The organism is Salinimicrobium sp. CAU 1759, from assembly GCF_054482715.1.
Genome location: NZ_JBTLRK010000002.1, coordinates 403,506 through 425,064, shown reverse-complemented (window position 1 = coordinate 425,064; position 21,559 = coordinate 403,506). Strand labels below are relative to the sequence as shown.

The following is a 21,559-nucleotide window of genomic DNA, read 5'->3' as shown; positions in this document are numbered from 1 at the left end:
GAATGGAAAAAATCCATAAATTTAAACTTCTAGACTATGTAACTCGGTCCAGTTTTGCCCCTCTCAATTTGTTCTGAAAATGCAATTGGTATAGCCAATTGTTAAGGTAATGCTAAGTGCTGAAGGTGGTATAAAGAACAACATCAATTTTAATTAGTTTTACTTATATTTCCCCTAAAGATCATTTGTATGCATTTGGCGACTCATCCCTTATGCAACAAATGCTGTCTTTCGAATAGCCTTAGGGTTATATAATTTTTTGAGATCAATGACAGACCCCGATAAGCCTCAGGATAATTCTGAAAAAAATATTTTTACCGGAAACTTCGATTTTTTTGAAAAAGTAGCCGATCTGAGTTCCAACATATTATTTGTAGTAGACCTTCAGGAACAGAAGGTGGTATATATAAGTAAAAAGGTAAAGGAACTTCTTGGCTATGATTCCAATTACCTCCTTAGCCGGGGAACAGAGATCTTCCGGGATTTTATCCATCCCGAGGATTATCAAGAGCGGATGAAGAGTCTTGAGAAATGCCTTTCTTTTGCCGAAGAGGAAGAGTGCGAGGTAGAAGTGAGAGTACGTACTGTGGATAATAAGTGGGAATGGTACCTTCTAACCGAAAAAGTATTTAAATTCAATGAGCAGGGAGAGGTAACACATGCCATTGGAACTGCCCAGAATATTCATGAACAAAAATTAAGTGAAGAAAAACTCCGGGAGGAACACAGAAGGTTAAGAAATGCCCAGGAGATAGGCCGTATAGGCAGTTTTGAACGCCAGCTTCCCGGAGAGATCATGCACTGTAGCGATGAAATGTACAGGATCCTTGGTATCCCGCCCCGTACCCAGGGTTTACTTGTTGATGAGTTCTTCAATTTTATTCATCCTGAAGATCTACCAGCCCTCAAAGATGCTGTAGATAAAACCCATGCTACAGGGAAATCCTTTGACACCATCACCCGTATAGTTCGTCCTGATAAAAGCATTAGACATGTACACCGAAAGTCGGCCATTATTAAAGATGACAAAGGCAATCCTCTAAGGGTTTATGGTACCCTGCAGGATATTACCGAACGTGTAAAAGCTGAAGAGGAAAGACACAAAGCCGAAAATCTTATGCGTTCTACTGAAGTCCTTGCCGGCATGGGTAGTTATGAGATGGAGACGGATACTAACACCATTTATTTCTCTGAAGGTCTTTACCGGTTGTTTGGAGAAGAGCCGGGTTCCTTTACTCCCTCCATTCAATGGATAGATGAACGCACGCATCCAGATGATGTTCCTGTTATACACGGGATCCTTGATAATGCAATTAAGACTAATTCTCCTTATCAATATCACCGGCGCATCTATTCTAAAGATGGTCAACTCCGAAATCTGGATGTTCACGGCAGGTTCCTACAAGATTCCGACGGCGGGTCGCCAAAAATCATTGGGCTGGTACAGGACGTTACTGAGAAAAAAGAAACGGAAAAAGAATTGCGGAGGAGCGAAAAGCGAAGTAAGAATCTCCTTGAAGTTTTGCAAAATGCACCTGATGCTTACCTCGTGCTTTCAAAGGAGCTTAAAATAGAGATGGCCAGTGACGCTTACCTCGAAGCCACAGAGAATACCCGGGAGGAGATCATTGGAAAACACCTTTTTGAAGTATTTCCCGATAATCCTGCTGCTCCCGATGCGAAAAGTGTTGAGAACCTTAGGGCTTCTTTACACACCGTATTAGAGACAAAACGGCCTCATCGTATGGCTATCCAACAGTACGACATTAGGGACAGGGACGGAAAATTTATAGAAAAATACTGGAGCCCAACCAATACCCCGGTTTTGAGTGCCGAGGGAGAAGTGGACTATATCATCCACCGGGTTCTGGACGTGACCGAAATTAAAAGAGAACAGGCTGAAAAAAGAGGTCTGAGCTCAGAAACAGAAATGCTTAAGACTTCCCTGGAAGAGATAAAACATCAGGCTAAAAAATTAAAAGAAAATAAAGGCCTTTTACAGTCTGTTTTTGATTCTTCCCCTAACTCCATTATCCTTTATAAGATCCTTTATAATGATAAAGGCGGTGTGGAAGACTTTAGGTTTGTAATGACCAACGCATTCAATCACCTTAGGTTTGGTATCCCCAGAGATATAATTGGAGAACGGTTTTCTGAAGTTTTTCCACATGTGAAGAAAACTGTCGTTCTTGAAGAGTTCAAAAAAACTGCTGAAACCGGAGAGCCTGGAGACTTCGAAGTGTGGTACGAAGGAGATGGATTTAAAAACTGGTTCCACTTTAGACTTACCCGGCGGGACAAATATCTTGTAGCTACGGCAGAGGATATCACTGAACGCAAACACACAGAGGAAACCATCCAACAGATGTTGAACGGCTCCATTTCTGCCATTACTATTTTGCATGCGGTAAGAGATACGAATGGAGACATAATTGATTTTGAATTTAAAGGAGCAAATAAAGCTGCGGAAAAGGTAAATCAATTATCTAAAAAAGAACTCACAGGTAGTAGATTGCTGGAACTCTACCCGGGTGTTAAGGAGAGATTTTTTAAATCTTATGTGGAAGTAGTAGAAACAGGGATCCCTCTACGGGTACAGCGCTCCTATCAAGGAGAACATTTTGACCATTGGTTTGATGTCTCTGCTGTAAAAAACGGAGATGGCTTTATCTTGACCTTCCTGGATATCACCGACCAAAAGCGGGCCGAAAATGAACTTATAGAAATTAAGGAAGAACTTACTCAAAAAGCAACAGATAAGTATAAGAAGATCATCAACTCCATGGATGAAGGGTTCTGTATCATTGAGATCATTCGGGATGAGGATGGTAGAAGTATTGATTACAAATATCTCGAGACAAACCCTGTTTTTGAGAAGCAAACAGGCTTGACGAACGTGTTGGGGAAAAGCATTAATGAACTGGTACCCGACATTGAAGATTACTGGAAAAAGATTTATGGAGATGTAGCTTTGACCGGAAAAGCTGTGAGGTTTGAAGATTATGCCGAAGGCCTTCAACGTTGGTTCGATGTGAATGCTTTTAGAGTTGATTCTCCAAACGAGCAGCATGTTGCGATCATATTTAAGGATATTACAGAACGTAAGGAGGCAGAAGAACGTCAAAAATTTTTACTGAAGCTCAATGAAGCTCTTCGCAGCCTGGAGGAGCCTGTAAGAATTCAGCAAACTGCCATGCAAATCTTAGGAGCTCACCTCGATGTAAACCGGGCAATCTATTCTGAAGTTCTTGATGATGAAGATACCCTGGCATCACGTCTTGGATTCACAAAAGATGTTGAAGCTGTGACAGGACCTACCAGGCTTTCCGAATTAGATCCCGGACTTCATAAACAACTCTTAAAAGGAGTTTCTTTTGTTCACGAAGATATTACAGCATTTTTCAAGGATAATAAATATGCCCGGGAAAGAATTACCTCCTCACAAGTTAAAGGTCTTATAGCTATTCCCCTTTTAAAGCAAGGAAAATTAGAAGCCCTTATAACGGTTCAACAAAACACTCCCAGAAAATGGAGCCAGCTTGAAGTTGGTCTTGTGGAGGAAGTTTGCCGGCAGACCTGGGAAGCTATAGAAAAAGCCAGGGCAGAGAAAGCCCTGAAAGAAAGTGAGCAACGCTTTAGAAATCTTGTTGAAGCTTCGGCCATAGCGGTATGGGAAACTGAGCCCGATGGAACTATAAAGGAAGATAGTGCCTCCTGGCGAAATTTCACCGGCCAAACCTATGAAGAATGGATTGGAAACGGCTGGTTGAACGCGATTTATCCAGATGACAGGGCACGGGTAATGGATCATTGGCAAAAGGCCGTAGAATATAAGACGATCTTTGATATGGAGTACAGGGTGCTTAGCTCTTCGGGGAAACCGCACTGGACCAATGTCAAAGCTACCCCCATTTTTGATACAGAAGGGAAAGTCACCAGGTGGTTTGGGATGAACCTTGACATCAATGACCGTAAACTGGCAGAAGAAGCTTTAAAGGAAGCAAAAGAAGTAGCCGAAGAGGCTTCAAAAGCGAAGGAAGATTTTCTCTCTACAATGAGCCATGAAATACGAACGCCTTTAAATGCAGTGATCGGTCTCACTAACCTGCTGCTGGAGGAAAAACCAAGGGAAGATCAAAAAGAAAATCTCGATTCTTTGAAATTCTCTGCTAGAAATTTGTTAGCGCTCATTAACGACATCCTGGATTACAGTAAGCTGGAAGCAGGAAAAGCAGAGTTGTCAACGACAGACTTTGATCTGGAAGCTCTTCTAAAAGGAATAAAGCAGGCTCATGAGCCAATGGCCAAAGCAAAGAATACTGTCATGGAGCTGAAAATAGCCAAAGAAGTTCCGGAATGTATTACTACAGATCAATTAAAGCTTTCTCAGGTACTTCATAACCTCATAAGTAATGCTGTAAAATTCACCTCAAATGGGAAGGTGAAAATTTCTGTAAGTCCCAATAAAACAGAAGGAGACAATGTATGGCTTGATTTTAAAGTGGAAGATACCGGAATAGGCATTCAAAATGATAAGCTGGAACACATTTTTGAGAAGTTTGCCCAGGCAGAGAGTTCCACCGTGCGACAGTTTGGAGGTACAGGTTTGGGCCTTAGTATTACCAGGCTCCTGCTGGATCTCATGGGCAGTGAGATACATGTGGAAAGCACACCGGGCAAAGGCTCTACCTTCTACTTTAGGTTAGGTGTCAAAAAAGCGGAAAAGAAGAACATTTCCATGGAACTCCCTCAATATGAAAACAGGGGAGACCTGAACAACCTGAAGGTCCTTTTGGTGGAAGATGTTGAGATCAACAGAAAGATCATCACTCAATTCCTGAAAAAATGGTGGCAGCTCCAGCCCGACGAAGCCAAAAATGGTAAAGAAGCTGTAGAGATGGCAAAAAAGACAGAATATGATCTTATTCTTATGGACATTCGAATGCCGGAAATGGATGGGTATGAAGCAACCCACCAAATAAGGACAATGGCCGGTTATAAAAAGACTCCTATTCTTGCTCTTACCGCCGATAAGAGTCAGGAAGTGCTTCAGGAAGATAGGGAAACCAAATTCAGTGGGCTTTTGACCAAGCCTTTTGAACCTTTTGACCTGAAGAAAAAGATCCTTCAACATTTACCTGGAAAGGCAAAAAAGATTTTACCTGTTCAGGATAAACCTGTTTCCACCTTTAAAAATCCTGTTTTAGAAGAGGAATTTAATGATGATGACCTAATGCTGCTTACCCTTTCCCAGTTAAAGGATCATAAAAAAGTATTTATTAATGCTATGACCACCGGCTCCTTACAAAAGCTTGAGGATTTGCAGCACAAATCAAAGATGCTGTTGGAAATGTTGGGACTGTCATCCCTTTCAGCCCTGTTAGGTCGCGCAGTTGATCACATAAAATCGAGTCAAGGAGAAACCGGACTACAGGAACTCCTGGAACAAGGTAAAGCTAAATTTAACAAAGCTATAAAACGAGTGGAAGATGAGATCCCCCGGCCCTCTTTTGATATCTCCAGGTATCTTGCTCTGGCAGGAAGTAATAAAAATGTGCTCCAAAAACTTATAGGGAACTCTGTAAAGACCATGGAGTTATACAGGAAAGAATTTAGCCTGGCTGCTGAAGCAAAAGATGTGGATAAATTATCCAACCTCATTCATAAGAACACAACTTCCTTACATTATCTCCAGGCAAACAGGCTAAAAGATGAGATACACCAATATCGTGAACTTCTTAAGAAAAAGGACGCCGTATTGAAGGAACTGGATGAAAAGCAGCAGGAGATAATTATTTCGTTCAGCATTCTTATAACTCAGCTTAAAGCTCTCGAAGATTAGCAGCTACTGAAAAGTCATTTCCAAAGATTTCACTTCCCAATTTTTGAAGAAGCACAAAGAGAAAGTTTACCACAAGATTAGGTTTAAGGATTCAATAAAAGCTTCTTTTTGAGGTATTTAAAAGAATTTTAAAGATGATAATCAGCTGGTGAGGGAGAAAATACCCGGTCACCGGGGAAAATCTGTATAGAAATTTCCTTAGTTCTCGCGGGAGTGTAGTTTTTTATTTATAGCAAATAATTCTTTTTTCAGGAGGTTTACTGACTCCTCCAATGACTTCATCTTTCCTTCAGAAACAATTTGATGATGAGGAACAAGGGCACTGGTGATCTTCCCGCATACTATCATTATATGTTTGATGTCTTTAAGGGAAATTTCAATAGTTGGTTCGGTATCTGTAGGGTTGTCACTACTAAGTCTCATGCTATCTTTTAAAAGATTTTCAAACCGCTTCACCACTACCTCCTTATTGGTAACGAGCAACACCAAAGTACCATTTAATAGATTTTTTGCTTTAGGTTGCTCCTGGCAAATAAGGATATCCCTGGGAAGGATCGTAGGGGCCATACTATTCCCTTCTACTTCAAACAACTTTTGATCGAGAGAGGGATTGAATCCAGGTATTTTAAACCAGTCAGTCTGGTCATAATTTATCACTTTCTCATTAGCCTCAATGAATCCGGCCTGAGCTCTCAGGGACATAAAAGGTACAAATCCATTCTTTGTAGTCATCTCTACTAATCTATCATTTCCTTTTAGAATGTAATCAGTAGTAACCTGGTATAGCCCGCTAAGTTTAATTATGTGGTCTACGACAATGCCGTTACTGGAATTCTCTATACGTGAATAAGCCGCCTGAGTAATGGAGAGACCATTGGCTACAAAGGTTTGAGAATACTGGTGCTTTTTACGCAACTCTCTGATCCTGGATCCAATGGCTTCACGAAGTGATATGCTTGTATTCTTCTTCATCAGATAATTGGGATGCTTGTATTACAAAGGTGAGGCTTTTTATGATGCATTTTCAGACATATGACGAAAGGTCATAAAACCTTCTAAAATTTTGTTAAGGTTATGTTAATAAAATTAGAGGGTAATTTAATTCAGGAAATAATTTTAATCTTTTATTAACGAATTCATAAACATGAAGAAGGTCATGCTCCATTCCCGCATTATAAGAATTCAGTCCGTAAACAACCTTCTGATAAGAACGGCCCGAAGAAGTTTGGATAATTCTAAGACAGACGAAGAAATGTGCAAGATCCGGGATGAAATTGAGCAGCGAAATAAAATAGAAACAGAGTTAAGGAAGATCATTAAAAGACTGGAAAGAAGAATATCAATACCCCAACGCATGGTGGCCAGATCTTTAGCATCTTTAATTGAAACAGGGAGCAGTATCTATGAACGAATTCCTGCTACTGATAATTCCAAGCTGGAGCGAAAAAACGTTCGGCTTTATTACAATCTCCTGTACAACCACAGATTGTCCCACTCAGTAACAAAAAAGCTTTTACAACAGAAGAATTTTTTGGAGAACAGGCTTTCGGAATACAGCTAAAATTATTTTTTTCCGTTACTTAAGATAAATAGGATTATCAGGGCTAAAATTGCAAAAGAAAGACCAATTAACAGATATTCCATAATTGGTAATATGAGGAATTAATTATTGTTATTCCTATTAATCATACTTTTAACGCTTATTTGTTATTTCAAAAGCTATTATGCCCACACCGGTCATTTTCATAGGCTAATCTCTACAATTACATGAAAAAACCTAGAGTCCACCAGGATTTTAGGGCAGAATAAGGGCAAATCAAATGTTAAGCTGAAAAAAAAATCAAACCCGGTTATGGCTTTTTTGGAAGGTCAAAAGCTTCGGCCTCGTGCTCAAAATGTCCGCGGTGCGAGCCGTCACAAAAAGGTTTATTAGCCGATTTACCGCAGCGGCAAAGACTAACTTTGTCCCTGCCTCCTAAATCATAATTTCTTCCATTCTTATCGACGATCTCAAATTGTCCCGAAACCAGAAGGGATCCATTACTGTTTACTTTAATAGTTGTTTTTGACATAAATAATCTTTTAAGTGGAAATCAAGATAACAATAAACCTGTAACCAGCCTTTCCCTCACGAACGATTATTTACCCAATAAATATGATTATCGGATTATAACCCGATATTTGCATATATCGTTTCTTAATCCGATATTGCTGCCATGATTGCAGTAGTAACAGGAGATATAGTGAATTCCAGACAAGCCGCAGCCGAAGACTGGCTGTATGTGCTTAAAGAAAGTCTGCAGCTTTACGGAAGCCATACCCAAGATTGGGAAATCTTTAGAGGAGATAGTTTTCAGCTACGGTTGGAGCCCCAGCTTTCATTAAAGGCTTCACTGCAAATCAAAGCGGCAATTAAGCAAAAGAAAGATCTGGACGTACGTTTAGCTATAGGAATTGGAGAAGAAGATTACCAAGGCAACAGCATCAGCGAATCCAATGGATCTGCCTATGTAAGATCTGGAGTTTGTTTTGAAGATCTCAAGAAACAGCTGATGGGTATTTCCACGGGCAATAAGTCAAAAGATGAAATTCTCAATTTATTTTTTAGCCTGGCTTTATTAACAATGAACAGCTGGAGTCCAACTGTAGCCGCAACCGTTAGTTCCTTTTTACAACACCCCGAGAAAAGCCAGACAGAAATGGCAGGAATACTCGGGAAATCCCAAAGCAGCTTAAGCGAAGCTCTTAAAAGAGGAGGATATGAAGAGATCATGCAGCTGGAAACTTACTACCGCAAAGAAATAATGGACCTATGACAGCTTTTGCCTTAAAATTAATATTTGCCCACCTGCTGGGAGATTTCCTGCTCCAGCCCGATAGCTGGGTCACTCAAAAAAGGCAAAAAAAGTACCGCAGTCCCCTGCTCTATGCTCATATAGGGATTCATGCTCTGGCAATGTTGGTGCTTTTTGAATTCCACATTCAATATTGGATCGGGATCATTATTATTTTGATCACGCATCTGCTTATAGATCTTACTAAACTATACCTTGAGGATCATTATAAAAACACCAGGCTCTTTGTGCTCGACCAGACTACCCACCTCCTCGTCCTCGCGGGAGTCATCTACAGCTATTATCCCTTTAAGATAGATCTGGAAATTTTCTTTACCCCTGCGGCTCTTACACTGGGAATTGCGCTTGTTCTCCTTGGTCCCTTTGCAGCTGTTCTTATGCGGTTGCTCATGAGCAGGTGGGAATTGCCGGAAGATAAAGAAGCCGATTCGCTTCCCCAGGCAGGAAAATACATCGGCATCCTCGAGAGGTTTCTTGTCTTCGGGTTTATCGTGCTCCAGCAATGGGCAGCAATTGGCTGGCTCATAGCAGCAAAATCAATTCTGCGCTTCAGTGACCTTTCAAGGGCCAAAGACCGCAAACTTACCGAATATGTACTTATTGGCACCCTATTAAGTTTTGCACTAGCTATAGCAGCAGGGCTTCTTTACCTTGCCACAGCATCACGGCTTTAAAAAATTGTTTATCTTAAAGATCATGTTCGACTTCGTATCAAATACTGCTTGGGGCTTTGGCATCGTGATGAGCGTAGTGATCATAGCCGTTTTGATCTATACCGTGGTAAGGCTTAAGAAACAGGTGAAAAAGACCGAAAAAGAAGAGGACGAGAAGAATAAGCTCAATTAGAACCTCACCTAATCGGGTTCCAAAAATGTCATTTCTAAAGGTATTTTCGGCACTTCTTTAAGCCACTTTTGAGGAGCAGGTTATAATAGATCCTTTGCATTAAGAAATCACATGCAACACCTTCATTATTAGCTTTATAACAACCTCACACCAGCAGTTTTAACGAAAATTGGCACGATTGCTGAGTATTAAGTACCGGTAAAGCTATTCCCCCAGGTTTTACTTTAATCACTAAAACCATTGTATATGAAGATGAAGAATTTCCCCCTGCTATTTGCCTTTTTTGCCCTGATATTTACTTCCTGTTCAAAAGATGATGAGGTCCTGGAGCAAAACCTTAACTCTAAAAATCCTGAAGAGACTGTTGACAATACAGCTCTTGAAGTAGAGGATTTTATCTATTCAGGAATGAATGAGATCTATCTATATAAAGCGGATGTATCGGTTCTTGCAAACGATTACTTTGCGACAGAAGATGAAAAATTTGATTTTCTTGCCGGATTTACTTCCCCTGAAAATCTTTTTGAAAGCCTGAAATCAAATGACGACCGCTTTAGTTTTATGACCGATGACTATGAGGCTTTGGAAGATCGTTTTAATGGAATAAGCAGCAGTACCGCCGGAATGGAATTTGGTCTGGGTCGCATTAGTGGTACAGACAACCTTTTCGGATTCTTACAATATGTGATCCCGAATACTTCGGCTGCAGAAGCCGGCCTTACCCGGGGTACAGTTTTCACAGAGATCAACGGGCAGAAACTGACTATTAATAACCTACAGTCTCTTCTTGACAATAATACCTTTACTATTAATATTGGTAAGGTTGAGGATGGAACCCTGGTTCTTACAGACGAAACTGTCACTTTAAGCCAGTCCACTTATACCGAGAATCCTGTTCATGTAGTAAAGACCATTGATCTTAACGGAAAAAAAGTAGGATACCTCATGTATAACAGCTTCATTGCCAATTTCGATGATGAGCTTAATCTTGCCTTTGGAGAACTAAAAGGTCAGGGCGTGAGCGAATTGGTACTGGATCTTAGATACAATGGAGGTGGAAATGTGGAAACGGCGATTGACCTTGCCAGTATGATCACAGGACAGTTCAACGGGCAGGTTTTTATGAGAGAACAGTGGAATGAAGAGTATCAGGCTTATTTTGAAGCTAATGATCCCGAAAGACTCACTCAACTATTTGACAATAAAATAAGAAACGGACAAGCTATTAACAGCCTCAATCTTTCCAAGGTGTATGTATTGACAACAGAGAGTACAGCCTCGGCCAGTGAACTTATTATAAATGGACTGGAACCTTATATTGATGTAGTTCAGATCGGCGAACCTACCACCGGTAAATTCCAGGCCTCGGTTACTTTGTATGACAGTGAAGACTTTTCAAAGTCAGGAGTGAACAAGAATCACAAATATGCTCTGCAGCCCCTGGTTTTAAAGTCGGCAAACGTAGACGGAAAATCAGATTATGTAGATGGATTGTTTCCCGATGTGGAGATCTCCGAGAATATTAATAATTTGGGAATCTTGGGGGATCCTGAGGAACCCTTCCTTAGAGCTGCTTTAGATCACATGCAGGGAATTTCCATAAGTGCAACAACATCTGCACAACAGAAGGCAAAAGAGAGCAATTTAAAGATCGTGGGAGATGGTGATATGTTCCAACCAGATTACCAGAGAATGTACCTGGATAAAGTTCCTGATATCCTTAAAAGAAAATAGAAATTAAAACCTCTCCATGGTAGAATGCCCCCAAAAAGTTAGACACTTATTGGGGGCATTTTTTATGCCCTACCAATTCTTGCTGCTGAAAAACAATTTGAAATTCCACACATTTTGTAGAAATTTTCATCACTCCCAACCCTCTTGTTCGATTAACGGCATAAGAAGATAGCTCAAGTGCAAAGAGAATTTTTATGCTTGTCAGATTTTTTGTAAATCCTTACAACCCTTACAAACTGTAGGAATTGCGGAAGCAATTTTTTTAAATTTTTCACATCCCTTAGTTTTTAAGAACAAATTTATAAGACCCTCAATGAGGAAAATAAAGTTTTGGAATTGAAATTGCCGTACTCCTGTAGAACCAACAGCGAAAAGTTATGAAAGCAACAGAAAAGCAACTTAAGAGAAGAGATTTCTTTCAGGCATATGTTTCTCAGATAAACTGGGACTGGCTTTTCTTAAGAGGACAATTCGTATTCCTGGCGATCCTGCTCCTTGGTCTGGCTGCATTTTTACTTTGGTTCATTTTTTAAAAAACTTTCCTCGCTTGAATTAAATTGATGTTAAACCTGCTACTAAGCTGAAACAAAATTAGCTTCACTCCGTCCTTCTAATATTCTGCTCCGTTCAAGGACTTGAAATGAGTAGGCTATGGGAAGGCACAATAAGCTAAAAAAAGGAATCTGCACAATTACAGGAACTACATTACCCGGGATTCGTGGTTATTGAAGGCACAGCTCATCCTTGGCTTATTAGTTATGTCAGGATGCTTTCTGTATTACCTCATCTTGAGCAAGTAAAACGGCAGTCTTTAACCTTGCCTACTTATTACTAAAGGAAATTTAAGACACCCCGCCTGATCTAACTCCAAGTCATTACTCTCAACACCTTATTTCCCGGAGGCTTATATTTTTTGCCTTCCTTGAGAATTTGGTATTGCTACAGAGTTATTACATATGATAAGCTCGACACCCTGTTTAGCATACTTATAATATTTAAAAACAATATTTATTTTATGCTACATTCACCATCATTTCTGTTTTAATTTACTGTTAAAAATATAAACAATAGAGATGACTTGTTTATCTTTAGCTCATAATAACCTTTAACTCTTGTAATTATGAAAAATGTTTTATTGACCTCCGTGAAGAAATTGTCAGGAAATTTGCTATTAATAGCAGTACTCTCCCTGGTGTTCTTTTCCTGTTCAAAAGAAGAGATGAACGAATCTCAACTTAACGCCGGGTTACAGACTCAAGCAGCAACAAAGTCTGATAAAGCAGCTCCGGCACCGGGCGATATGTCTATTGCTGCAATTGCTGATGAAGCAGGGTTCTCAACCCTCCTCGATGTAATTGGCCTTGTAGACGAGGAATTAGGTACTAACTATGGAGACATGTTTGCTTATAGTAATGATCAATATACCGTTTTCGCGCCGACTAACGCCGCTTTTGATGCAGCCTTGGCAGCATTAGCTGATAATGAAATTGAGGTTACACCCGAACTTCTGGAAACCGTTTTACTATACCACGTAGTAGAAGGACGTAGAGCAGCTAACAGCGTTGTTCCTAAAAAGAATCCAAGGCAAATTGAAACTTTGCTTGGAGAATCATTTTGGGTTACCAACGACCTTAAAATAATGGCTGTTGGCAATACTGCCAACATAGGGCCAGCAAATATTACAGCTTCCAACGGGATAATTCACGTGATTGACGCAGTACTTTTACCAATTGAACTTTAAAAAGATTGGTTTTTGCCACCAGGTAAAATTCTGCAAAAGGCTGTTCTTTAGAACAGCCTTTTTAGTTTTTTTGTTGTTAAGTTTCAGAACCAAGAAAAAGCTTGTCTTCATCCCTTTTTCTTCAGAATAAAAACAGAAAACCATTATATTAGCTGAATCATCAGCTATTCAATGAAGAAAATTTTTAGCGTAGTTTTACTGACCTTCCTATTGGCCTCCTGCAGTCCTGAACCCAATTCCCCAACCGAAGAAACTTCCGTAAAGTTTGAGGTAGATCTTATCCCTTCATCCCTCTCTCTTGATGTAGATGAAACGGCAGTGGTGAGCTTTAAGACCGATACTCCTTTATCTGAAATCAAGTGGGTGAGAGAAAGCAGTAGCAGGGCATATTCTGCTTTTGATGGAAAGAGCCTTGAACAAGGCATTCAACTCTACTTCCAGTTTCCTTTTCCCGGGACTTATCCAGTGATCCTGGAATTCAAGGATCTCAATGGAAAGGTGCTTAAAAAAGAACTTAGTTTTGAAGTTGCTCCGGGCAATACAGTAAAGATCATGGGTATAGAAATTATAAATTTTTATGATCAGGGAAATACCTGGGATCCCGAAGCTACCGGCGAAGACCGGCTTGCTGATCTAATATTTGGTCTGGAAAAATTGCATCAGGCGGGATTTGTGAAAAATGAACTGCGAACTGCCACCTGGTTCATTTCAGAAGTTCATGAAAATGAAAGTAGCCTAAGCTGGGATCTTACAGAAGAGGATCTTTATGTCAATCCTGGTTTTGGGTTCGATTTCAGTCTCGCCGATGTTGATGGCGGAGGGATGAGTCAAAATCTCTTACTGGACAGGCTCTCTTACAAGATCGAACTCCGGGACAAGATAGAAGCCCGTCCCGAAACAGTGGAACTAGTTGATGAAACTGTTGACCTGCATGTGGTTTTCCACCTTGACTGGCCATAAATATAGCTTGTTCTGCCCTGGCCTTTAGGTTTGTTGTTCGGCATATTTCCTGAAATTCTCCAGGATAGCCTGCCAGCCATCCCGCTGCCTTTCGCGGCTGTTTTCTGCTTCAGGCTCAAATGATTCCTCTATAAAAGTAGCGTTGTCTACAGGTTTGAAATGTATGCTTACCTCCCTGCCGTCTCCCAGGGTATATCGAATAAAACTGTGAGGCTCAATCTCATCATATTTCCCGGTGAATTCAAAACCTGCACTGCCATCCTTTGCCTCCATTCTATAAGTAAAAGAGCCCTCTTTTCTTAAGTCGTTCTCGGCATGAGGAGTGTGCCAATCGGGTGTGGCAAAATTCCATTGCCTGATATGTTCCGGGTCCGTCCACAAATGCCATACCTTCTCTACCGGAAGCGGCACCAGGGTATCAACTGTGATCTTACCTGTTTTCATAGCCTGTTCTTATTCAATTAGAATTTCTTTTTTAATTGATATTCAGCTATTTAAAATTACGAAAACAGCCGATGAAAAAAGTGAATAATTTATCTTTTTTGGCACCTTTCGCAACAGGTCTTTGAGTCACCCTCTACGTGATATTTGCAAAATGAGTGGAAATGATCCTGCTCTTTTCTTTCTGAATAAAAGAGCGATATGCCTCGGCAACAGGGGATAATTTTTTGGATTTAAGCCAAACCAGCTTCCAGGTGGATTTAATGGGAAAACCATCAATAGGAATGATCTTAAGATCCCCGCTCTTTAATTCCTGCCTTATCCCTATTACAGGCATGATTGAATACCCTAAACCTGCAATTACTGCCTGCTTAACGGCTTCATTGGAGGTCAATTCCAGGCGTTTATTTACTTTAAGGTTATGTTGTTTGCAAAAACCTTCCATGGTTTTCAAAGTTCCCGATCCCTGTTCCCTGAAGATGAGAGGGACCCTACCTAAAAAGCTCTTATCCCGGGGCTCCTTAAAACCTGAATCTTTGGAACCAATGAGATATAATTCATTATCCATTAGGTCGATGTGCTCCACCTTTAAGTTTTCGGGATAGAGGGAAAGTAAAGTAAAATCAACCTCATTGTTTGCAAGACTTTCCAGCACCCTTGCCCGGTTAGTCACATCAAGCAGCAGTTCAATATCTGGATGCTGATTAAGAAAATCAGTTAGAAAGTATGGCATCACATACTTTCCTGTCGAAACCACACTAATGTTCAATTTCCCGATAATTTGGCCTTTATATGCTGCTGCCCTGGATTTCATAGACTCTGCCTCCCCAAGGATCCTCCGGGACACCTCTGCTATTTCCTTTCCAAAATCGGTGATAAACAACCTCCTCCCAATTACCTCCAAAAGAGGTATTTCAAACTGCTCCTGTAAATTCCTTATCTGTATGGATACAGCCGGCTGGCTAAGGTGAAGTTCTTCGGCAGCCCTGGTTATGCTCAAGGTCTCACATACCTTTAAAAACACCTGCAGTTGATGGAAGGTTATATTCATTAAAAATTTTTATATAAGCGATTAAATATATAAATAAAAACTTATCGACTGACTACTTACTTTTGTATGAATAACCCGGGAGCATGAATCATCCAAATACAGCGGTTGAAGAACCTGAAACAAAGTGTGATAAGCTACTCGATCTTATTGACAAGGGTGATCCTACTGTGATCCTTTTATCTGAAAATACCTTCCACCTTAATGAGTTGTTCAAACATGAACTGATTTCCATTAACATGGAAAAACTGGAGCTTACGGTAAACGGCAGAAAGGCGAAAGAAGTAGGTGTTCGTTCTTTTTTAGATCAGCAGAAACCACTGGCACCGAATCTGGCTTTAACCAGTAAAAAAGCAGATAACGCTCCTCTTTATAAACCCACCTTGAGCATTCTGCTTTTTATGTTGCTTGGCCTGCTTACAATTTTGGTCTGGATGATCAACTAAATATCAGAGGGCTATGGAATGTGGAGTGGCCGGGATCCTTACTACTGTTTCTACTCCTGTTCCCTGCCTTTTATTTCTCACAACGAAGCTGTAATCATTTCCATATAGATTTGCCAGGCGGGCATTTATATTCGCCAATCCCTTTCCTTTTTTCACCAGCTCCTCTTGGTCTTCATGAAGTCCTGCTCCATCATTTATGACTTCAATAATGAGATCATTTCTTTCTAAATAGATTCTGATCAATATTTCCAGATCTGTATGTTCATAGGAATAACCGTGTTTTATCGAATTTTCCAGGATTGGCTGTAGCAACAGAGCAGGCACCCTTTTTGACAACAGTTCTGGGTCGACCTCCTGATTTATTTTTAGGTGATCTGAGAATCTTACCTTTAGAATATTCAGGTAGTATTCAAGAGTTCGCAGCTCTCTTTCCAAAGGGATCACTGTCTCGTCTCCACTGTATAGGATCTCCCTTAAAAAGTCGCTAAGATCTGCAATGGTGTCTTTGGCCTTCTCCTTATCAAGATCGGCAAGAACAGCAATACTGTTAAGAGTATTGAAGAGAAAGTGCGGCTGTAATTGCGAAGAAAGCATCTTCATTCGGGTATTGACCAGCTGAGTTTCCAACTGCGCCCGGTGTTGCTCCGCCTCCTTTACCTGTTTTACGTAATAGTAGGTATAGATAATAAAGGTCATGGCAAAATAAATAAGGAAATTGAGGTCAACCACGATCATGAACCTGGTAAAACTCTCTTCGGGCTGGTACTCTTCAATGGTAAACAATCCGGTGAGGATGCTGTAGATATCAAAAATAAGCCTGATTATAAAACCAATAAGCAGAGAAAAAATTACGTGAATGCTTATGATCTTAACCCATGAGTAATTTTTATTTAGAAAACGTTTTGTACTTATGGCAATAATGCTCATATATAAGACCACTATCAGCCAATCTATAAGTATATTATTGATAAGAAAATCAAACCACGACTCTCGCTTCATATCCGGAAAAACCGTTCGCAGGTAAGCCGACTTTGTTATAAAGACCAGGTTGAACAAACCGTAGAATCCCGCCAGTAGTAGGATGAGCTTGAGGTCGATATATTTTTTTAGTTTCATGTTCAGATCCCCAGTTTTTCAAGAAATTCTTTCTTGTTCGCTTTACTTATGTGAAGCAACTTATTATCCTTCATTCTTGCATCAACTTCAGAGTAGTCTGAATGTACTATTTCCTTAACATGCTCAATGTTGACGATCGTAGAGCGGTGTATCCTGAAGAAATTTCCGCCCTCCAACTGCTCCTCGAGGTTGTTCAAAGATTCTCTCAAGACATATTTTCCTTCTCCTGTACAGATCTCGGCATAATATCCTGAGGCTATGATGTAAAGAATATTTGACGGATCTATAAGTACCGTCTTGTTTCCTTGTTTCACCGCAATTTTATTGAGCTTTCCCTGTTGAGCTTCCCTCGAAAAGACCCTGAACAGCTCTTTGATCCTTTGTTCAAAGAGATCATCGGCTTCCGTTCTGCTGGTATTTAATACCCGCTCAACGGTTTTGAAGAACCGCTGGTCTTTAAAAGGCTTCAGTAGAAAATCAAAAGCTTCAACATCAAAAGCCCGGGTGGCGTAGGAATCGTAGGCAGTAACAAAAACAACCACTGGTTTGGGCCTGGTCTCAATCTTTTGCAGGACTTCAAAACCATTCATATCTTTCATATTGATATCGAGAAAAATAATATCAGGTTTTTCAGCATTGATCCTTTTGATAGCGGTCTGTCCATTCGAACACTCCCCTATCACCTCAATCTCTGAAACATCTTCCAGAAGGTTTACGACCCGCCGCCGAGCCAATTCCTCGTCATCAATGACAAGTGCCTTCATACCAGTAGTATTTTGTTTCTCCAATTTAAAGATTTTTATTGTCCCTGCTACTCCTGCCATGTAAAAACCATCAAACGCTAAAGTCGTCTGATGGTATGGGATCAAAAACTTATAGATTATTTGCTCGCCACTTCTGTTCCTCCCAGAGGAGCCTCCAAAGTGATCCTTTTTCGGTCTTTTCCGTTCTCGAGCTTGATCTTATAATAGCTTTTATTAAGGATGCCGGCATTACCCCTGGTGATATGGACATTTTTGGTCATGGCCCAACCTTTATGATCACGGTAGAGCTGACTTCTTAGTTTCTCTGGCAAAACAATGTTTTTAAATCTTGAGCTGCTCCTTACCAAATCCCCCTCAGCATTGAAGTCGGCTTTTAAAATGCCTTTTCTGCTTACAAAACTTACTTCATAAGAATCGTAATCTTCATGGCTTAGCGCGTTGATGAAATTTTCAATATCGAAATAGGCGTCCATAAAAGCCAGAGGATCTTTTTCAAATTCTCCGGCATAAGATTCCTTCACATTAAATGAGAAGCTATTCCCAGATTTTTTTACTTCTGAAGAAAGCGGTGCAAATCCAACTTTTGCTTCCTTAAGTTCAGTGATTTGCTGTGCATGACCTGTTCCGAATACGAGTAGTACGAGATAAAAAATGAGCGTTTTCATAGCTTTAAGTTTTAGGATTATTATATCACCAAAACTAAGTCATGAATGCGCCTCTATAGACCCTAATGATGTGAATGACCAATAGAGAGTAAGCTTCCCTAACAAACCTGATAAGAGATGGGTTGTAAAAACAGCAGCAACATAAATTGGTATTCGCTTCAAAAAACAGAAGCTTCAAATGCCCTTTTTAGACACTCACTGCAACAACAAACGGAAATAAAGAAGCCGCCTCTCCTACGAACATTCCGATTACCCTACATTCTCGGAAGTGCGACTTAAAGAAACGGCCTTTCTTTGTTTATATCAACTTAAGATCCTTGAGGATCCCTACAAGGTGAGGGGTGGTATTGGCACCAAACTCCTCACGTAATTCCTTTAACCTTTTTTCAATGGAACTTTTACTGCTGGGGGAAATATTCCTGTTTTTAAAATCCTCCTGAATATCTTCCTGGGTATGACCCGTAGCAACAGCCTTTAGCATCTCCATCTCCCAATCTCCCAGGATCAACATATTGTTGCTTTTCAACACATTTTCAATACGTGCAGAATTGTATTTTTCACCTCTGTTCACCGCTACAATTGCTTCCTGCAAATCACGCATTCCATGGCGGTCCTTACAAATGTAACCATCAATATTTCCCGACTCCCATAAGTCTCGCACAGTTTGCGGATGATCTTCAATGGAGTTGACCAGGATCTTAAGTTCTGGATCTTCCTTTTTAAGGATAGAAATAAGCTCCTTACCGGAGTTTAGTTTTTGAGTACGGTGATCATTTTTAAATGAAAGATCACAAATGAGAAGGTCGAAAGGTTCTCCTTCCAGAAGAGCTTTTTTCGCAAGTAACCAGGCTTCATCACAATATTGAGCATGCTCCACCTTCTCTATATCCAGATCTTTAAGCAACCCTGAAACTGCAAGGTTTATGCTGTCCATATCTTCGGCCACCAACACTTTTCGAAACATTTCTACTTGTTTAGGTAATCCCACGACTTCATTAATTATACCCTCAAAATTAAAACAAACTATTCAGCAGTCTTTACGGTTTTCCACAATTTGATAAAAATTTTCAGAATTTTTTCATTAATCCCCAGTCAGTAATTTCATTATTATTCCAAAAAAAACAGACTGGAAAGTTCATTTTTACATCATGGGGTCTAGCAGTTAAATCCAAAGCTGTATATTTGATATGCCTATCTAACCTTAATATGAATATTCCGGAATTAGCTGCTTACATCCTGGGGATCCTGATCCTTTTTCCTACAGTAGCATCCATAAGTAGACTGGATAACTGGTGGATTAGAGACTTCGATTTTCCACGATTACAAATTAGTACTCTTGTTGTAGCCGTCTTTATTTATTGTCTCACAGCCTTTGATTTCAGCGCCATCTGGGAGTACATTATGGTGGGCTTGCTGGCACTGAGTTTTATTTACCAGGCCATAAAGATCTATCCCTACACCTATATTGCCTCCAAGCAGGTCAAAGAATATTATGGGGAAGATGTAGAAAGACAAATTTCTGTCCTGGTAAGCAATGTCTTAACCACTAATGACAAGTACGATAAACTTATCAAACTTATAATCAGGGAAAATCCCGACCTGGTACTTACCCTTGAAAGTGACAAAGAATGGGAAAAAGAATTGGAATCTATAGAAGAAGAATATCCTTATACTGTCAAGATCCCACAGGACAACCTTTATGGAATGCACCTTTATTCCAAGCTGGAGCTGGAAGACATCGATATCAAATACCTAATTACTGAAGAGATCCCTTCAGTTCATGGTAAGGTAAAGCTGCGCACCGGTGAGATGATCAACATCCATTGCCTGCACCCTAAACCTCCCAGTCCTTCGGAGGATGACACCTCCACAAACCGTGATGCCGAGTTGCTGCTGGTAGGTAAAGAAATTGACGGGAAAGATTCCACCCTGGTCTTTGGTGACCTCAACGATGTGGCCTGGTCCCGCACCACCAAACTGTTCCTGCGCCTTAGTGGCTTACTGGATCCCCGAATCGGTCGCGGATTCTTCAATACATTTCATGCACAATATCCTATTTTTAGATGGCCCCTGGACCACGTATTTCACAGCTCCGACTTTTTGCTGCTGAAGTTGAAAAGATTGGAAGACATAGGGTCAGACCACTTCCCCATTTTTATTAAGTTAGTATATCAACCTCTTCAAAAAGACCAGAACGGGGAGACTGAAGAACCTGAAGAAGAAGAGGAAGAATGGGCAGAAGAAAAGATCGAAAAAGGAAAACAATCCTAAAGAAGATCATAAAACACCTTTTTTAACACCGCTTATTCTGTTGCTAATATGAGACGGTTAAAAAATTTGGTAGTCGAAAATACCTTTTTTGGAACTTAGTCTTTTTTAATAAGCACGGGCTTCAAAACCTCCCAAACATTTTGTGCAACTATATCATAACCCTCGGCGGTAGGATGGATCCCATCCTGTTGATTGAGCGCGGGGTTTCCGGCTACACCTTCCAGAAGAAAAGGAATCAGGTGAACGTCATTCTCCCGGGCAAGTTCAGGAAAAACTTCTCTGAAGTCTGAAGTATATTCCGGTCCCATATTGGGCGGGATCTGCATACCTGCGATGATGATCTCCACATCTGGATTTTTCTCCCTTACCGTATCAATGATGGCCTGGAGATTTCGCCTGGTCTCCTCTACCGGAATTCCGCGTAGACCGTCATTGGCTCCAAGTTCCAGCACAAAAACATCTACATCCTGGTTGAGTACCCATTCAATGCGGTTCTTACCGGCTGCGGTAGTTTCTCCGCTAAGGCCGGCATTGATCACTTCGTAATTAAGCCCAAGGGAGTCGATGATCTCCTGGATTTCGGCAGGATAACCATCAGCCGGATCCAATCCCATGGCAGCAGTAAGGCTGTCTCCAAAAAAGAGGATCTTTCCGGTATCTTTAGAATCTTCAGCTTCATTTTCAACTTCCGAAGCAGTTTCTACTTCAGCTTCTTTTTCGTCCTTTGAAGTCTCCCCGCAGGAGCTGAGCAGGAAAAGGGTCAAAAATGGCAAATACAACAGGTTTCTCATAGCTACAGGCTTGAAGTGGAAATCATTTCTTATTTTGCT

Annotated in this window: 20 protein-coding genes; 11 read left to right on the top strand and 9 right to left on the bottom strand. The window is 40.5% G+C overall.

The annotated features are described in order from the left end of the window. The first annotated feature begins 268 nt into the window (after positions 1–268). On the top strand, positions 269–5,842 hold the full coding sequence (locus ACXYMT_RS12980) for a PAS domain S-box protein (protein ID WP_459059530.1): 5,574 nt from the start codon (positions 269–271) through the stop codon (positions 5,840–5,842). A 198-nt stretch (positions 5,843–6,040) separates the two neighbouring features. Here ACXYMT_RS12980 and ACXYMT_RS12975 read toward each other — a convergent pair whose 3' ends face one another. Beyond that, positions 6,041–6,814, bottom strand: coding sequence for an XRE family transcriptional regulator (locus ACXYMT_RS12975; RefSeq protein ID WP_459059529.1), 774 nt, complete (start codon positions 6,812–6,814; stop codon positions 6,041–6,043). Positions 6,815–6,986: 172 nt separating this feature from the next. Between ACXYMT_RS12975 and ACXYMT_RS12970 the strand changes: the two genes are divergently transcribed. Beyond that, on the top strand, positions 6,987–7,403 hold the full coding sequence (locus ACXYMT_RS12970; RefSeq protein WP_459059528.1) for a hypothetical protein: 417 nt from the start codon (positions 6,987–6,989) through the stop codon (positions 7,401–7,403). A gap of 289 nt (positions 7,404–7,692) precedes the next feature. Here ACXYMT_RS12970 and ACXYMT_RS12965 read toward each other — a convergent pair whose 3' ends face one another. Further along, complete coding sequence (locus tag ACXYMT_RS12965; protein WP_459059527.1) at positions 7,693–7,914, bottom strand: CDGSH iron-sulfur domain-containing protein; 222 nt, start codon at positions 7,912–7,914, stop codon at positions 7,693–7,695. Between the two features lie 144 nt (positions 7,915–8,058). Between ACXYMT_RS12965 and ACXYMT_RS12960 the strand changes: the two genes are divergently transcribed. The 7 genes from ACXYMT_RS12960 (at position 8,059) to ACXYMT_RS12930 (ending at position 13,978) form a co-directional block, all read left to right on the top strand. Further along, the gene (locus tag ACXYMT_RS12960; protein ID WP_459059526.1) at positions 8,059–8,658 is read left to right on the top strand and encodes a transcriptional regulator; all 600 of its coding nucleotides are present in this window, start codon (positions 8,059–8,061) and stop codon (positions 8,656–8,658) included. Then, positions 8,655–9,371 carry a DUF3307 domain-containing protein gene (locus ACXYMT_RS12955; protein ID WP_459059525.1) on the top strand — a complete coding sequence of 239 codons (717 nt, stop codon included), beginning with the start codon at positions 8,655–8,657 and terminating at the stop codon, positions 9,369–9,371. Before ACXYMT_RS12960 ends, ACXYMT_RS12955 begins: the two co-directional genes overlap by 4 nt. A 22-nt stretch (positions 9,372–9,393) precedes the next feature. Continuing rightward, the gene (locus ACXYMT_RS12950; RefSeq protein ID WP_459059524.1) at positions 9,394–9,543 is read left to right on the top strand and encodes a hypothetical protein; all 150 of its coding nucleotides are present in this window, start codon (positions 9,394–9,396) and stop codon (positions 9,541–9,543) included. Between the two features lie 246 nt (positions 9,544–9,789). Then, positions 9,790–11,277, top strand: a complete 1,488-nt coding sequence (locus ACXYMT_RS12945) for a S41 family peptidase (protein ID WP_459059523.1) — start codon at positions 9,790–9,792, stop codon at positions 11,275–11,277. Positions 11,278–11,654: 377 nt separating this feature from the next. Beyond that, entirely contained in the window at positions 11,655–11,810 is a 156-nt protein-coding gene (locus tag ACXYMT_RS12940) for a hypothetical protein (protein WP_459059522.1), read from the top strand. 632 nt (positions 11,811–12,442) lie between these two features. Continuing rightward, positions 12,443–13,018 (top strand): fasciclin domain-containing protein, encoded by a 576-nt coding sequence (locus ACXYMT_RS12935; RefSeq protein ID WP_459059521.1) that lies wholly within the window; start codon positions 12,443–12,445, stop codon positions 13,016–13,018. 171 nt (positions 13,019–13,189) lie between these two features. Next, the gene (locus ACXYMT_RS12930) at positions 13,190–13,978 is read left to right on the top strand and encodes a hypothetical protein (RefSeq protein WP_459059520.1); all 789 of its coding nucleotides are present in this window, start codon (positions 13,190–13,192) and stop codon (positions 13,976–13,978) included. 24 nt (positions 13,979–14,002) lie between these two features. On the opposite strand, the gene ACXYMT_RS12925 is transcribed toward ACXYMT_RS12930, so the two are convergent. Both ACXYMT_RS12925 and ACXYMT_RS12920 read right to left on the bottom strand, forming a co-directional pair. Further along, the gene (locus ACXYMT_RS12925) at positions 14,003–14,422 is read right to left on the bottom strand and encodes an SRPBCC family protein (protein WP_459059519.1); all 420 of its coding nucleotides are present in this window, start codon (positions 14,420–14,422) and stop codon (positions 14,003–14,005) included. Positions 14,423–14,555: 133 nt separating this feature from the next. Beyond that, positions 14,556–15,470, bottom strand: coding sequence for a LysR family transcriptional regulator (locus ACXYMT_RS12920; RefSeq protein ID WP_459059518.1), 915 nt, complete (start codon positions 15,468–15,470; stop codon positions 14,556–14,558). 83 nt (positions 15,471–15,553) lie between these two features. Between ACXYMT_RS12920 and ACXYMT_RS12915 the strand changes: the two genes are divergently transcribed. After that, positions 15,554–15,913, top strand: a complete 360-nt coding sequence (locus tag ACXYMT_RS12915; RefSeq protein WP_459059517.1) for a hypothetical protein — start codon at positions 15,554–15,556, stop codon at positions 15,911–15,913. A gap of 3 nt (positions 15,914–15,916) precedes the next feature. Here ACXYMT_RS12915 and ACXYMT_RS12910 read toward each other — a convergent pair whose 3' ends face one another. The 4 genes from ACXYMT_RS12910 to ACXYMT_RS12895 form a co-directional block, all read right to left on the bottom strand. Then, positions 15,917–17,029, bottom strand: coding sequence for a sensor histidine kinase (locus tag ACXYMT_RS12910; protein ID WP_459059516.1), 1,113 nt, complete (start codon positions 17,027–17,029; stop codon positions 15,917–15,919). Positions 17,030–17,031: 2 nt separating this feature from the next. Further along, positions 17,032–17,793, bottom strand: a complete 762-nt coding sequence (locus ACXYMT_RS12905) for a LytR/AlgR family response regulator transcription factor (RefSeq protein WP_459059515.1) — start codon at positions 17,791–17,793, stop codon at positions 17,032–17,034. A 116-nt stretch (positions 17,794–17,909) separates the two neighbouring features. Continuing rightward, positions 17,910–18,458, bottom strand: a complete 549-nt coding sequence (locus ACXYMT_RS12900; protein WP_459059514.1) for a hypothetical protein — start codon at positions 18,456–18,458, stop codon at positions 17,910–17,912. A gap of 298 nt (positions 18,459–18,756) precedes the next feature. Continuing rightward, positions 18,757–19,422: a response regulator gene (locus ACXYMT_RS12895; protein WP_459059513.1), complete on the bottom strand. Its 666-nt coding sequence runs from the start codon at positions 19,420–19,422 to the stop codon at positions 18,757–18,759. A gap of 242 nt (positions 19,423–19,664) precedes the next feature. Here ACXYMT_RS12895 and ACXYMT_RS12890 point away from each other — a divergent pair, with 242 nt between their 5' ends. Beyond that, on the top strand, positions 19,665–20,729 hold the full coding sequence (locus ACXYMT_RS12890) for an endonuclease/exonuclease/phosphatase family protein (protein WP_459059512.1): 1,065 nt from the start codon (positions 19,665–19,667) through the stop codon (positions 20,727–20,729). Between the two features lie 95 nt (positions 20,730–20,824). On the opposite strand, the gene ACXYMT_RS12885 is transcribed toward ACXYMT_RS12890, so the two are convergent. Then, on the bottom strand, positions 20,825–21,520 hold the full coding sequence (locus ACXYMT_RS12885; protein ID WP_459059511.1) for an arylesterase: 696 nt from the start codon (positions 21,518–21,520) through the stop codon (positions 20,825–20,827). Positions 21,521–21,559 lie beyond the last annotated feature (39 nt).